Source organism: Amycolatopsis sp. N2S4-7, from assembly GCF_058119595.1.
The window spans coordinates 174,263-187,972 of the sequence record NZ_CP172299.1 but is presented as its reverse complement, the minus strand read 5'-3'; the positions used below and the strand labels follow the sequence as shown (position 1 = coordinate 187,972).

Below are 13,710 nucleotides of genomic sequence, written 5' to 3'. Positions count from 1 at the left end.
CGGACCCGAGCGCCTGCCGAACATGCGCACCCCCGCTGTCTTCACAGTGGCCTCGTCCGGCATGTTAGCTTGCGGTGTGAGTTCCCGTACTCAAAGTCACTTCGGCGGGGTGGTCCTCGTCAGCGCGGGTGTCGCGTTCGTCGCCCTCGCGGCGACCGCGATGCTCACCGAGCACGAGGCCCTGGCCGGCACCTTCGGCGTGCTCGGCCTGCTCGCGTTCACGCTCGCGGCCCTGGCGCCGCGGATGCAGGGCCAGGTCACGGCCGGCCTGAACGGTTTCCGGTTCGAGCTGGTCCGGCAGGTTGTCGACGTCGGCGAACGGGCGGGCACCGCCGACGAGGTGATCCTCGACGCCGTCCGCAAGGCCCTGCAGGCCCGGGCCGACGATCCCGCGGACGACGGCCTCGTCGAAGGAGACGAAGACGAAGACCCCGACGTCGTCTACCGCAGTCCCCGCACCGCGCGCCCGGCCGACGCCCTGCTCGCCCGGGCGCGGCAGTCACTCGGCCGGTGACCTTCGCCCGGCACCCAGGACCGGCGGGCCGGTCCGTGGCGAGGACCCGGTTCAGTTCGGGCAGGACGGCGTCGAGGTCCGTCCTCGTGCGGAAGACCACAATGGACGGTGCGTCGTCTTCGCCGCAGTCGCGCAGCGCCGGCACACTCCGCGTGAGGCGGTAGCGGGTCCGCACGCGCTCACCTTCGGCGAGGTAGTGCCGCAGGACCAGCCGGGCTCCCTCGGTCGCCGCGATCAGGGCTGTGCGGTCGGTCGAGCCACGCAAGCGCTCCTCGACGGCCCGCAGGAGCACCTCGTGGTCCGGGAAGATCACGTCATGCCGGCCAAGGAACGCCTGACCGAGGCGGCGTTCGCGCTGTTCGCCGAACCGGGCGTGGTCGGATGCGGGCTGATGGGAGCCGGGATCGCCGAGGTGTGCGCCCGGTCCGGGCCGACGTCGTGGTCGTCCCGCCCAGGTTGTCGGCGTGCACTTCTTCACCCCGGTGCCGGTGCCCCCCCTGGTCGAGCTGGTCCCCAGCCTCCTCACCGCCGAAGCCACCGTCGACCGCGCCTTCGCCGGCGACACGCTCGGCAAACAGGCGATCCTCTGCCAGGACCGCGCGGGGTTCGTGGTCAACGCGCCGCTGATCCCAAGGCCGGCGCCGAATCGCGCTACGAGGAGTGCAAGGAACCGCTCGCGCCCCCCGCCGCTGCTCGGCCGCAAGACCGGCCGCGGCTTCTCCACCTACGACCGGCCGTGACGAGCCCCGGACGGCCGGCGCCTGCCGCACACCGGCGCTAGCTCCGGCCGGAGAGGGTTTCCGACAGGGCGTGCGCCTCGCGCAGCAGCAGTCCGCCCAGCTGCGGCAGCCGGTCGGCGGTGAACCGGTGCTCCACCCCGGTGAGCGTCAGCGCCCACCGCGGTGTCCCGGCCGCGTCGAAGACCGCCGCCGCGACGCCCCAGCTGCCCGCCACCACCAGGCCCGGGTTCACCGCGTAGCCGTACTTGCGCGTCCGCGCGATGTGCTTGCGCAGCTCCGCGGCCTCGTGCTGGGGGCCGAACTCCGCGGCGAGGGCCGCCCGGCCGAGGTACTCGTCGATCTCGGCGTCGGGCAGGTGCGCGAGGATCACCATGCCCGCGGACACGACCCCGAGCGGGAACCGGGCGCCCTCGTGCAGGACGTGGCTGCGGATCGGGAACGCCCCGTCCTCGCGGACCAGGCAGATCGTCTCCTCGCCGCGCCGGGCCGAGAAGAACGCGCTCTCCCCCGTGGCGAGCGCGAGCCGCCGGACGACCGGCAGGGCGAGCTCGGTGACGTCGTACCGGCGTGCCGCCGCCACGCCGAGCAGGTACAGCTCCGGCCCCAGCACCCAGTTGTCGGTGCCCGCGACCCGCTCCACCAGCGCCACCCGTTGCAGCGACGTCAGGAGCCGGTGCACGGTCGGCCGGGGCAGCCCCGCGTCCCGGGCGATGGCGGTTGTCGTCGCCCCCTCGGGCTCGTTCGCCGCGACCGCGCGCAACGAGCGGTAGATGCGGCCGACGAGGTCCGGTGGTGCGTTCACTCAGTGAACACTACCGGGCCGTCATCGACCGCGATACGAACAATCCCGAGGTGGAGCGCGTTCACTGGTTGACCGCGTGGCCCGGGCTGTCTTCTGATGTCCGGCATGGACAAAGTGATCGCGTCCGCCGCCGAAGCCGTCGCGGACATCCCCGACGGCGCCACGCTCGCCGTGGGCGGCTTCGGGATGTGCGGCGTTCCCGCCACCCTGATCGACGCCCTGTTCGCCGCCGGGACCACCGACCTCGAAGTCGTCTCGAACAACGCCGGCGTGGACGGCTGGGGCCTCGGGGTCCTGCTGGGCGCCGGCCGGCTGCGCCGGGTCGTGGCCTCCTACGTCGGCGAGAACAAGGAGTTCGCCCGCCAGTACCTGGCCGGCGAGCTCGAAGTCGAGCTGACGCCCCAGGGCACGCTCGCCGAGCGGCTCCGCGCCGGGGGTTCCGGGATCCCGGCGTTCTTCACCGCCACCGGGGTCGGCACCCAGGTCGCCGAGGGCGGCCTGCCGTGGAAGTACGACGCCCGCGGCCAAGTCGCGAAGGCGAGCCCGGCCAAGCAGCGCCAGGTCTTCGACGGCAAGGAGTACCTGCTCGAGCGCGCGATCTCCGCCGACTACGCGCTCGTGCGCGCCTGGCGGGGCGACCGGCACGGCAACCTCGTGTTCAAGGACTCGGCCCGCAACTTCAACCCGCTGGCCGCGATGGCCGGGCGCGTGACCGTCGCCGAGGTGGAGCAGCTGGTCGAGCCCGGCGACCTCGACCCGAACGCCGTCCACCTGCCCGGCGCGTTCGTCCACCGGGTGCTGCCGCTGACGCCCGCGCAGGCCGCCGACAAGCCGATCGAGAAGCGCACCGTGCGCATCCCCGAGGAGAGTGCCTGACATGCCGTGGAACCACGCCCAGATGGCCGGCCGCGCCGCGGCCGAACTCCGCGACGGCGACTACGTCAACCTCGGCATCGGCCTGCCCACGCTGGTGCCCAACTACGTGCCCGACGACGTCGAACTCGTGCTGCAGTCGGAAAACGGCATCCTCGGCGTCGGCCCCTACCCCGCCGAGGAGGAGGTGGACCCGGACCTGATCAACGCCGGCAAGGAAACCGTGACCGTCCACAAAGGTGCGTCCTTTTTCGACTCGGCCCTCTCCTTCGGCATGATCCGCGGCGGCAAGATCGACGCCGCGATCCTCGGCGCGATGCAGGTCTCCGCGGCGGGCGACCTCGCGAACTGGATGATCCCCGGCAAGATGGTCAAGGGGATGGGCGGCGCGATGGACCTCGTCCACGGGGCCAAGAGGGTCATCGTGCTGATGGAACACACCGCCCGCGACGGCAGCCACAAGGTTGTCGACGAGTGCACGCTGCCCTACACCGGCCGTGGCGTCGTCCAGCGGATCATCACCGACCTCTGCGTCCTGGACGTCACCGCGGACGGCCTCCGGCTGGCCGAACTCGCCCCCGGCGTCACGCTCGACGAAGTCCGGGAGAAGTCGGGCCCGCCCATCCGGACCGCCGGCGGTTCCTGACCCGAACGGGAGGCGGTCAGCGCGGTCCGGCGTGGGCGGCCTTGATCAGCAGCTCGTGCAGGACGACCCGCTCGGCTTCGGTGAGCGCGCCGACGGATTCGGCCAGGACCCCCTCGAGGATCACCGACCCGGCCTCGTACGCGCGCTTGCCGTCGTCGGTCAGTTCGTGCCGGGTGGCCCGGCCGGGGCCGTCGGCCCGCTTGAGCAGGCCCCGGTCGATCATCCGCTTGGCGAGGGTCCCCATCGACTGGTCGGTCTGGAAGGTCAGTTCCGCCAGCGTGTGCAGCGTGGCTTCCGGCTGCTCGTGCAGGTGCCGCAGCACGTCCCACTGCACCAGGGAAAGCCCCGCGTGCGCGGACAGCCGGCGGTTGGCCTCACGGTGGTGCCGCCACTGCAGCCGCTTCACCGCGAGCCCGATTTCCTTAAGCGACGGTGACACCGACGCAGCGTATCCCACCACCGGCGGTCCTCCTCGCGTTTGGCAAACTAAGGATATTTATATAAGGTTACTTACATGAGTATCCCCGTCCCGGCCGGCAGCCTCCGGCCCACCCGCGTCTTGACCGCACCGCTCGCCGACGGCACCGTCACCGTCGAGGACCGCGACCACACCCGCCCCTTCCTCCTCCTGCACGGCGGCGGTGGCCCGGCGACGGTGACCGGGTTCGCCGACCTGCTCGCGCAGCGCACGCACTCCCGGGTGCTGACCCCGACCCACCCCGGCTTCGCCGGCACGCCGCGGGTGCCGAGCGTGGACTCCACCCGCGCCCTCGCCGCGGCCTACGTCGGCCTGCTCGACGAACTCGGGCTCAGCGACGTCACCGTGCTCGGCAATTCGTTCGGCGGCTGGCTGGCCGCGGAAATCGCGCTGCTGGGCAGCCCCCGGGTCAGCGGCGCCGTGATCGTCGACGGCATCGGGATCGAGGTCGAAGGACACCCCGTGACCAGCGTCGCCGGCCTCGCGCCCGCCGACCTGCGGAAGCTGTCGTTCCACGACCCGGGCAAGGCCCCCGCGCCCCCGGCGGCGGCCGGCAGCGGGCCGAGCCCGGACATCCAGGCCCTGATCTCCTACGCGGGGCCCACCATGTCCGACCCGACCCTGCTGGACCGGCTCACCACCCTCGGCCACTTCCCCGTGCACGTCGTGTGGGGCGAAAGCGACGGGATCGTCAGCCCGGAGTACGGCAAGGCGTACGCGGCCGCCATCCCGACGTCGAAGTTCACCCTGCTCCCCCGCTCCGGCCACCTGCCCCAGGTCGAGACGCCCGAAGAACTGCTCGGCGCCCTCTTCGACTGATCGCTCCTGGAAGGACCCGGAATGCGCACCCCTCTCGCGGTCACCCGGATCGCGCACGCCTGCCAGCTGATCGAGCTCGGCGACCTGCGGATCCTCACCGACCCGTGGTTCACCCAGACCGCCACCTACTACCAGGGCGAGGAACTCGCGGCGCCCGCGTCCTTGCCGGACCGCCTCGACGCCGTCGTGATCAGCCACGAGCACTACGACCACTGCGACCTCGACGCCCTCGTGGCCCGCGGTCTCGACCCGGACACGCCCATCGTCGGGCCCGGCACCGTCACCGCCCTCGCGAAGGACAAGGGGTTCCGCACCCTGCACACCATCGAGGCGTGGGAGTCCACCCGGATCGGGGACCTCACGATCACCGCCACGCCGGGCAAGCACGGCGTCCACGAGGTGACCTTCGTGCTCCAGGCGGGCGGCCGCACCGTCTTCTTCGGCGGCGACTCGCTGCGCGTGCCCGAACTCGACCTGATCCCCGGCCGGCTGGGGCCGATCGACCTCACGATCCTGCCCACCAACGGCCTGTGCGTGCGCCCGGCCGACCTGACGCAGGTGGTGATGGACGCCGAGCAGGCGGCGGAACTGACCGCCGTGCTGCGGCCGGCCGTCGCCGTCCCCCACCACTACGCGTTCCACAGCGGCCGGCTCGGCGACCGGATGCTCACCAAGGCCGATCAGGATCCGCGCCACTACGCCGACGCGGTCGCGCGTCTCGCTCCCGACGTCGACGTGCGCATCGTCCTGCCCGGGGTCCGGGTGGACGTGCCGTAAGGGGCGCTACATCGGGAAGGCCGCCCGGAAGGCAGCCGAAATCGGCTCGAGGTCGGCGAGGAGGCGCTCGAGCTCGCTGGGGCTCAGGGCGTGGTACGGCGCTTCCGCGAGCCGGTCGGTCAGCGCCTCGACGCGTTCCTTCGTGGCCCGGCCGGCGGCGGTGAGCCGGCCGTCGGTCCCGACGAGGCCGCGGGCGCGCATGCCGTCGACGACCGCGGTCAGCTGCGCGGCGGGGAGGTGGCCGACCCGCCCGAATTCGTGCGCGGGCATGCCGACGGACAGCGCGTGGAGCACGTGGGCCTCCGTCCCGCCGACGCCCTCGGCCACCAACGCGACGGTGTGGCCGTCCCCGCGGTGCTCGCGGAGCAGGGTGGCCGCGTGCCACAGCCGGGCCACGGGCTCCCGCGGTACCGGCAGCGCGCGCAGGGCGGCGTAGAGGGGACGTCCCTCCACCGGCGCGCTGGTCGCCGCCTTCAGCAGGAGGTCGCCGGCGCGCGCGACGCCGGGGTCGTCGGCGAGGTCGCCGAGGACCCGCCGCATCCCCGCGACGCACCCCCGCTCGCGGGCGGCCAGCGCGGCCTCGGGCGTGGTCAGGTCCCAGACGCGCGGGAGGTGGCGGGCGACCTCGCCGGGCGCGAAGTTGTAGAAGACGGCGTGGACCACTTCGGCCGGCACCGACCGGCCGAAGGGCGCGGCCCGCCCGGCGAAGTAGGCGTCCCACACGTTGCGCAGGCCCAGCGCCATCAGGGCCTCGTCCGACTCGTCGGCGAAGTAGGGCACCAGGCCGATGGGCTCGACCAGGTCGTACATGCGGCGGGCAACGGGCTCCGGGTGCGACATCTCATCCCCTGCGGGTTCCGGCGGCGCCCCTCGTGGCGGCCGCTCACCTGCTCCACGAACGGTGCACCGCCGATCCGACACCGTCGCCCACGATATTTCGAGGGTTTCACCGATCGGCCGATCGGCTCAGCCAATGCACCGTTTTGCCGAACCGAAGTCCTCGTCCGGCCGTAGTGCCTGATGACGCCGTCGACTTTGGAGGGTCCGTGGTGGCAACGAAGAAGAACAAGCTCGCCGGCCGCTACCACCTGCTCCACCAAGCCGGCCACGGCCCGGCGGGTTCCGCGTGGCGAGCGAAAGACGAGCTGCACGACCGGTTCGTCACCGTGAAACGGCTTTCCGCCACTTGCCCGTTCGACGCGGCGCATTCCGACCGCGCTCGCGCCAAAGCGATCCGCGACGCCCGCGTGGCCCTCTCGTTGCGGCACCCGCACGCGGTCGTCGTCCACGACGTCTTCGAAGTGAACGCCACGCCGTACGTGATCACCGAAGACCTGGCGGCGCGGACCCTGACCGAACTGATCGAGCAGCAGGGAGGTCTCGAGCCGGAAGACGTCGCCAAGCTCGGCGCGCAGGTGGCTTCGGCGTTGGCGGCCGCGCACGCGGAAGGCATCCTCCACCGCGGGATCAGCCCGGACCGGGTGCTGGTCACCCCGGACGGCACGGCCAAGATCGCCGACTTCGGGCTGGGCCCGGCCCGCGCCTTCCAGGCCCCGGAAGTGGCCGCCGGCGGGACCGCGCACTTCCTGTCCGACGTCTACTCGCTCGGCGCCACCCTGCACACGGCACTCGACGAAGCTCCATCCGGCGGCGAAGCTCCAGCACGACAGCGCAAAGCCGTCCTCGACACGGTGCTGGGGCTGATGCGCCCCGAGCCGTCCGCCCGGCCCACGATGGCGGAGGCGGAGCGGATGTTCGCCGACCTGGCCATGCCCCGCCGGGCGGCCGAACTGCCCGCGCCCCGGGTCCGCGTCCTGCTTGCCGGAACGGTCCTCGTCGTGGCGCTGGGCGCGGTGGTGCTCTCCCGCGCCCGGCACCTACCGTGGTCGGAGATACTGGAGGGCGAGCGCAGCCGACGACGGTAGGACATTCGTGGGAGACGAGCACGGGCGGATCAGGCGAGCCCTGGTCCGTGCGATCAACGACGACAACCTGGATCTCTACCTGCTGGGCGTGGTCGCCCTGGCGTTCACCGTCCTCGGGGCGACCGGCGTCTCCGACGTGAAGACGCTGTCGTCGGTGGTCCTGGCTTTGCTGGCCCTGCTGGCCTTCTCGCAGATCCGGTCACGGCGGCTGATCGACCAGGTCAGAAGATCCCACCAGGCCGACCCGACGGCGCTGTTCAAGACCCGCTTCCCGGACGACCTCATTCCCCGGCGGGCCGCTGCGTTCGACGTCCTGCTCGTCGGCCACTCGATGACCAGGACCGTCCAGGGCATGCGCAGCGACATGCTCGCCATCCTCGAAGCCGGCGGCCGCATCCGCGTGCTGGTGCTGGACCCGACCGACGACGTCCTCATCGAAACGGCCGATCGCCGCGTTTCGCAGAGCCTCGGCAGCGGCCGGCTGCGGCAGCGGGTCATGACGACACTCGAAGAACTGACGGCCTTGCGGAGCAAGACGACCGGCCGGCTGGAGGTGCGCGTCTCCTCGCGGATTTCGTCGGCGGGGTTCAACTGCCTCGACGTGGCCGGGCCGCGCGGGATGGTCTGCGTCCAGCACTACGAGTACCACCCGGTCGGCGAAGCGGCGCCGGTGTTCGTCCTCGAGCCGAAGGACACTCCCTGGTACCAGCACTTCGCGGCGGAGGCGGAGCGCCTGTGGGAGGACGGCACGCCCTGGCCGCTGTCACTGCCCCAGCAGCTCGCCCGCGCCCGCCGTCCCGTCTTCGGCGAGAGCTTCGGCCCGGAGCTGGAGCTGGCGATCGAAAGCGCCACCGACCTGTTCATCACGGGCATGGCCCGCAACGCCTTCGTCAACAACCACTACTCCAAGCTCGAAAAACTCCTGAAGGCCGGCACCGCGATCAGGTTCCTGCTCGTCGACCCCGAATCGGCCGCGATCGACGCCGTCGCTTCGCGCTACCCGGTGCACCGGTCACCCGCCAGCGTCCGGGAACGGGTGCGCTACACGCTGAGGCTCCTGTCGGAGCTCAAGAGCGCGACGGACGGCGACCTGACCGTCCGGCTGGTCTCGCACCCGCTCACGGTCGGGATCATCGCCACGGACAGCCGTCCCGGCCACACCGGTCCCCTGTCCGCCGTCTTCGCCGAGTACTACACCTACCAGGCACCCGGGGAACCGAAGTTCGTCCTCCAGCCCGGAAGCTCACCGGGCTACCAGACGTTCGTCGACGAGGCCGAAGCACTGTGGAACAACGGCGTACCCCCTCTCACCGGGACCGAGAACGGCTGACTCGCCGGCGCGTACGACAGGCTGGCCGCCATGCACCAGACCGCCCGCGAGTTCGCGCGGTTGCAGCCCCTCATCGAGCGGCGGTTGCCCGGGACCGCCCCGTTCCGGCCCGGCGCGACCGACCACGACCTCGACCGGCTCGCCGCCGCGACCGGGCTCGCCCTCCCGGACGGCCTGGGTGCGCGGCCGCGCGCGTCGGCCGGCCAGGACGACCCCGGCCAGCTGTCCGGCCCGCCCGGCTTCCACCACTTCCTGGCCGTCGAGGAGATCATCGACACGCACCGCATGCCGACCGACGCGGTCGGCGAGCGCGGCACCCACGGCCAGGTCGTGTTCCGGCCCGACGTGCCCGACCTGGACGAGCCGAAGGCGCCGTCGCTCACGGCGTTCCTCGCCCGCGCCGCGGACCTCACCGAAACCGGCCACGCCCGGGCGGAGGAGAGCACGCTCGTCCTCCTCGGCCGGTTCTGAACGGCAGAGCGCAGGGCAGCCCATTCGGCCCTTTCGGGCGGCCTGGTGGTCCTTACCTCCCTCCCGTCGACCCGTCACTCTGGGTGAAAGTCGGGGGGAGGTCAGGCATGCGGGACCACCAGCAACGTCCGGTGTCGCGGGCCGAGGCGGCGCCGAAGGCGGTGCCCTCGCCCCGCCGAGACTCGGACCTGTTGTTCCTTCAGCGCGCGGCGGGGAATCGCGCGACCGCGGACCTGGTCGTGGCCCAGCGGTTCGGCGGGGACCTGGCGAGCGCGGTGGCACCGCAGCTGGCCGGGCCCGTGCCGCTGACGGTGATCGGGATCATCGGGGGCGCCGAGGGCGCGGCACTGGTGACCGTGGTGGTCGGCGGCGCCGCCAAGCTCGCGGCCGGGGCGGCGGCGGTAGTGGTGGAGAGCCCGGTGGTGCTGATCGGGCTGGCGGTCGTCGGCACGGGGGTGCTGGTGTACCTGGCGGCGCAGGACTGGCAGCGGTTCAGCCAGGCCGCGGCGGCTCCGGCTGCCGCTCCCCGGCCGAGGTTGCCGGACGAGGCGAGGATTCCGCGTGCCGCCGCGCGGCCGTCGGCGCTGACGCCGGGAAATCTCGTGGGGCCGTTCGTCGCGACGCTCGCCGGTGGCATCACGGCGACGCAGATCCGGCAGCACATCGTGGTACGCGAGCGGACATGCGGGCAAAACTGTGTCCCGCCGAATCCGGCACCGCTGGCGGCTTGGGTCCTCACCAGGGCGATGGCCGACCTGCCGGACAACTTGCGGCGGTTCTGGTCGCACCGGCCCGGTGTGCCGCGCACGACCATGGCCGTACGGCGCGATCGGCGCAGCTTCCTGCGCGAGCTGCGCCGGGCGATGAACTGCGCGATGGTGGCCGCGAAGTGCGACGGCGAGATCGTCGGGTTCGCGCAAGGGAACAAGCACGTCGACGAGCGCAGGCACGCGGAGGAGTTCGCGCTCGACGAGATCAAGGTGCAGTTGCGCTCCCGCAGCCGGGCCGGGCTGACCGGGGCGACCCTGCTCAGCGTGTGCGAGCAGGTCCCCTGCAACGGCCGATACGCCGGCAAGAACTGTGACCGGTTGCTCCGCCGATACTGGCACGGAAAGTCCTACGGCGGCGCGGTGACCGGGTTGGCGACGGGGTGGCCTCCCGGCTACGACGCCGGAGCCGACACCGTTTACAACACCGCGTGGGAGAACCTGTACCAGCAGTCGATGCCGGCGGCGATGCGTGTTCCGCTGCCGTGAGCCGGCGCCGGGCCGCGGAACGGTGAGCGCTCGGTGGGCGCGCGTCGTGGTCCGGGGAGCCTGGTCGGCCCAGTCTGGAGGCCGCTTCGAGACTCCAGGAGGACACCATGACCCGCACTCCCGCCTTCACCACCGGTTACGTCATCTGCGTCGTGCTCGGCGTGGCCGATCTCGTCGGCGTCGCCGCCGTCAACGTCGAGGGGGCGCCGCCGCTGGTCGTTGTCGTGCTCGGCGGGGTCTTCGGGCTCATCACCCTCGCCGCGGCCGTTCCGGCCTGGCGGGGCAACCGGGCCGGGCGGCTGGCGATGAGCGTCTCCCGGGCGCTGTCCGGGCTGCTCGCGCTGCCCGCCTTCTTCGTCGAGGCCCCGACGTGGGCGCGGCTCATCGCGGGCGCCACGATCGTGCTGACGATCGCCGGCGTCGGACTGCTCGAGAGCGGCGCGCGGCAACGCGCTCTCGCCCGATGAGCCGCCTCGCGGGCCCGCTCGCCGCCGGCGGTGCGGCGGGCCTGACCTGGGCCGCCGGGCTGCGCGGGATGATGGTCGAGGTCGCCGGGCCGGAGACCACCGTGCACTGGTACGGCACCTTCGTCCAGATCCTGCTGCCCGGCCTGGTCACCGGCGCGCTGTTCGGCTGGACGTGGCTCACCCGCCGCCACCGGTGGCTCGTCGCCGCGCCGCTGGCGTTCCCCATCGCCGTGATCGTCTCGCCCGACACCGTCACCACGATCGTGGCCGGTCAGGTCCCGTTCAGCGACGGCCTCGGCGGCGGGGCGCTCGTGTTGCCCCTGTTCGGCATGGCGGGCGGCTACGCGATCGCGGGCCGGGGTGCCCTCTGGTCGCGGATCGCGCTCGGGGCCTTCGCCTTAGCCGCCGTTCCCGCCTGGGCGGTCGCCGGCTCGGTGATCTCGCCGGCGCTGAGCCTCGCCACCGCGCGCGGCGCCTGGGTCGCGGTCCTGTTCTGGAGCTCGATCGCGACGCTCGCCCTCGGCTGCGCGATCCCGCTCGCGCGCGCCGAACCCCCGGTGGACGACGTCGCGGCCCCGCCCGACCCCAGGGAGCACGCCCGGCCCTGACATCGCTCTTCCGTCGTCGCCGTCATCGATGCGACATTGCGTCTTCTGAACGGTCGCAACGAGTGCTACGTTCCTCGGGGTGCAGGCCGACCCGAGGAGCTGCGATGAGGCTTACTCCCAGCGCTCACACCGACTCGTTCTGCCGTGACCGGCTGCCGCCCGGTGACCAGTGGCCGCGGCTGGTGTTCGACCTGCCGGAGCTGCGGTACCCGGACCGGCTGAACGCCGCGACCGCGCTGCTCGACGACACGGCCGCCCGCCTCGGCCCGGACCGGCCCTGCCTGCGCTCGCTGCACGAGACGTGGACCTACGGCGAGGTCGTCGCGCGCGCCAACCGGATCGCGCACGTCCTCACCGCGGAGCTCGGGATCGTGCCGGGGAACCGCGTGCTGCTGCGCGGCACCAACACGCCGTGGCTCGCGGCGTGCTGGCTGGGCGTGCTCAAGGCCGGGGCCGTCGCCGTCACCACGATGCCGATGCTGCGCCGCCACGAGCTCGGCAAGATCGTCGACCGGGCGCGGCCGGCGGTCGCCCTCTGCGACGAGCGCCTGCTCGACGAGCTGCCGCCCGGGCTGCCCGTGGTGTCCTACGGCGCCGAGCTCGCCGGACGCTGCGCACGGCACCCGGCGACCTTCGCCGACGTGCCGACGGCCGCCGACGACGTCGCACTCCTCGCCTTCACCTCCGGCACCACCGGGACGCCCAAGGCGACGATGCACTTCCACCGCGACCTGCTCGCCATCGCCGACACGTTCTCCCGGCACGTCGTGCGGCCGGAAGCGGACGACCTCTTCTGCGGCACCCCGCCGCTGGCGTTCACCTTCGGCCTCGGCGGCCTGCTGGTGTTCCCGCTGCGCGCCGGCGCGTCCGTGCTCCTGCTGGACCGCGCCACGCCCAAGGAGCTGGCGTCGATCGTGGCCGAGCGGTCGGTGACCGTGCTGTTCACCGCGCCGACCGCCTACCGCGCGATCCTCGGCTCCGGCGACGGACCGCTGCTGGCCGGGGTCCGCCGCGCCGTGTCCGCCGGCGAAGCCCTGCCCGCCGCCGTGGCCGAGCAGTTCCGCGAGGTCACCGGACGGCCGCTCATCGACGGGATCGGCAGCACGGAGATGCTCCACGTCTTCATCTCCGCGGCCGACGAGGCGGCCCGGCCCGGCACGACCGGCACCGCGGTGCCGGGCTTCCGCGCCGCCGTCCTGGATCTCGACGGCAAGCCGGTGCCCGACGGCACGCCCGGACGGCTCGCCGTGCAGGGCCCCACCGGCTGCCGCTACCTCGAGGATCCGCGCCAGGCCGACTACGTCCGCGACGGCTGGAACATCACGGGTGACACCTACGTGCGCGAACCCGGCGGCTACTTCCGGTTCGTGGCGCGCAGCGACGACATGATCGTCTCCTCCGGTTACAACATCGCCGCTCCCGAGGTCGAAGAGGTGCTGCTGACCCACCCGGACGTCGAGGAGTGCGCCGTCGTCGGCACGCCCGACCCGGACCGCGGGGCGGTCGTGACCGCCTTCGTCGTGCTGCGCCCCGGCGTCACGCCCGGCCCGGACGTCGTGCACGCCCTGCAGGAGCACGCCAAAGCCGTTGCGGCGCCGTACAAGTACCCCCGCCGGGTGCGGTTCATCGACGCGCTGCCGCGCAACGCGAGCGGGAAGCTGCAGCGGTTCCTGCTGCGCGAGCGCTGACGGGGGTGACGGGCCCGCTGCCGAGGTGGGGTGGCGGTGGGCCCGTCACGTCTGGGGAATGCCGGGGACATGCCTCCATCCTAGCCGAGTATTCGAACACCTGTTCCCGTCCATCCAGGTGAAATCCGGTTACGAAAAGTCACCACGATCCCCGCGTTTCCGGCCCCGGCAACACTTCCGGGCGACAAACGGTCCTCAGTGGACACTCACGGACCACCGCAAACGCCCCGCCGAAGGCGCGCGAGCCCCCGTCACGCGGCCCGCGGGCTCCGCGAGCCCGGGCGCGCGAACCCGCCGCCGTCACCGGTAAAACTCC

15 protein-coding genes and 1 pseudogene are annotated in these 13,710 nt (G+C 72.7%); 13 read left to right on the top strand and 3 right to left on the bottom strand.

Features of this window, described 5'->3' with window-relative positions:
- Nucleotides 1–76 precede the first annotated feature (76 nt).
- Both ACH54P_RS00950 and ACH54P_RS00945 read left to right on the top strand, forming a co-directional pair.
- A complete protein-coding gene (locus ACH54P_RS00950; RefSeq protein WP_489910373.1) occupies nt 77–514 on the top strand; it encodes a hypothetical protein in 438 nt (145 codons plus the stop codon).
- Between the two features lie 428 nt (nt 515–942).
- A pseudogene (locus ACH54P_RS00945) lies at nt 943–1,146 on the top strand (3-hydroxyacyl-CoA dehydrogenase NAD-binding domain-containing protein); the annotation flags it as partial.
- Nucleotides 1,147–1,291: 145 nt separating this feature from the next.
- On the opposite strand, the gene ACH54P_RS00940 reads toward ACH54P_RS00945, so the two are convergent.
- On the bottom strand, nt 1,292–2,056 hold the full coding sequence (locus ACH54P_RS00940) for an IclR family transcriptional regulator (RefSeq protein ID WP_489910372.1): 765 nt from the start codon (nt 2,054–2,056) through the stop codon (nt 1,292–1,294).
- A 105-nt stretch (nt 2,057–2,161) separates the two neighbouring features.
- On the opposite strand from ACH54P_RS00940, the gene ACH54P_RS00935 reads away from it, so the two are divergent.
- Both ACH54P_RS00935 and ACH54P_RS00930 read left to right on the top strand, forming a co-directional pair.
- Nucleotides 2,162–2,932 carry a CoA transferase subunit A gene (locus tag ACH54P_RS00935; RefSeq protein ID WP_489910371.1) on the top strand — a complete coding sequence of 257 codons (771 nt, stop codon included), beginning with the start codon at nt 2,162–2,164 and terminating at the stop codon, nt 2,930–2,932.
- A gap of 1 nt (nt 2,933) precedes the next feature.
- Nucleotides 2,934–3,575, top strand: a complete 642-nt coding sequence (locus ACH54P_RS00930; RefSeq protein WP_489910370.1) for a CoA transferase subunit B — start codon at nt 2,934–2,936, stop codon at nt 3,573–3,575.
- 16 nt (nt 3,576–3,591) lie between these two features.
- Here the strand turns inward: ACH54P_RS00930 and ACH54P_RS00925 are convergent, their stop codons facing one another.
- Nucleotides 3,592–4,014, bottom strand: coding sequence for a MarR family winged helix-turn-helix transcriptional regulator (locus tag ACH54P_RS00925; protein ID WP_489910369.1), 423 nt, complete (start codon nt 4,012–4,014; stop codon nt 3,592–3,594).
- Between the two features lie 75 nt (nt 4,015–4,089).
- Here ACH54P_RS00925 and ACH54P_RS00920 point away from each other — a divergent pair, with 75 nt between their 5' ends.
- Both ACH54P_RS00920 and ACH54P_RS00915 read left to right on the top strand, forming a co-directional pair.
- Nucleotides 4,090–4,872 carry an alpha/beta fold hydrolase gene (locus tag ACH54P_RS00920; protein WP_489910368.1) on the top strand — a complete coding sequence of 261 codons (783 nt, stop codon included), beginning with the start codon at nt 4,090–4,092 and terminating at the stop codon, nt 4,870–4,872.
- Between the two features lie 21 nt (nt 4,873–4,893).
- A complete protein-coding gene (locus ACH54P_RS00915) occupies nt 4,894–5,649 on the top strand; it encodes an MBL fold metallo-hydrolase (RefSeq protein ID WP_489910367.1) in 756 nt (251 codons plus the stop codon).
- Between the two features lie 6 nt (nt 5,650–5,655).
- Here ACH54P_RS00915 and ACH54P_RS00910 read toward each other — a convergent pair whose 3' ends face one another.
- Complete coding sequence (locus ACH54P_RS00910; protein ID WP_489910366.1) at nt 5,656–6,489, bottom strand: MarR family winged helix-turn-helix transcriptional regulator; 834 nt, start codon at nt 6,487–6,489, stop codon at nt 5,656–5,658.
- A 206-nt stretch (nt 6,490–6,695) separates the two neighbouring features.
- Between ACH54P_RS00910 and ACH54P_RS00905 the strand changes: the two genes are divergently transcribed.
- From ACH54P_RS00905 to ACH54P_RS00875, 7 genes are all read left to right on the top strand, one after another.
- Entirely contained in the window at nt 6,696–7,574 is an 879-nt protein-coding gene (locus ACH54P_RS00905) for a serine/threonine-protein kinase (protein WP_489910365.1), read from the top strand.
- Between the two features lie 7 nt (nt 7,575–7,581).
- Nucleotides 7,582–8,904 carry a DUF5919 domain-containing protein gene (locus ACH54P_RS00900; RefSeq protein ID WP_489910364.1) on the top strand — a complete coding sequence of 441 codons (1,323 nt, stop codon included), beginning with the start codon at nt 7,582–7,584 and terminating at the stop codon, nt 8,902–8,904.
- A 30-nt stretch (nt 8,905–8,934) separates the two neighbouring features.
- The gene (locus ACH54P_RS00895) at nt 8,935–9,375 is read left to right on the top strand and encodes an SMI1/KNR4 family protein (RefSeq protein ID WP_489910363.1); all 441 of its coding nucleotides are present in this window, start codon (nt 8,935–8,937) and stop codon (nt 9,373–9,375) included.
- A 107-nt stretch (nt 9,376–9,482) separates the two neighbouring features.
- Nucleotides 9,483–10,631 (top strand): hypothetical protein, encoded by a 1,149-nt coding sequence (locus ACH54P_RS00890; RefSeq protein ID WP_489910362.1) that lies wholly within the window; start codon nt 9,483–9,485, stop codon nt 10,629–10,631.
- Nucleotides 10,632–10,738: 107 nt separating this feature from the next.
- Nucleotides 10,739–11,098, top strand: a complete 360-nt coding sequence (locus ACH54P_RS00885; protein ID WP_489910361.1) for a hypothetical protein — start codon at nt 10,739–10,741, stop codon at nt 11,096–11,098.
- A complete protein-coding gene (locus tag ACH54P_RS00880; RefSeq protein WP_489910360.1) occupies nt 11,095–11,706 on the top strand; it encodes a hypothetical protein in 612 nt (203 codons plus the stop codon). Before ACH54P_RS00885 ends, ACH54P_RS00880 begins: the two co-directional genes overlap by 4 nt.
- A gap of 104 nt (nt 11,707–11,810) precedes the next feature.
- The gene (locus ACH54P_RS00875) at nt 11,811–13,394 is read left to right on the top strand and encodes an AMP-binding protein (protein ID WP_489910359.1); all 1,584 of its coding nucleotides are present in this window, start codon (nt 11,811–11,813) and stop codon (nt 13,392–13,394) included.
- Nucleotides 13,395–13,710 lie beyond the last annotated feature (316 nt).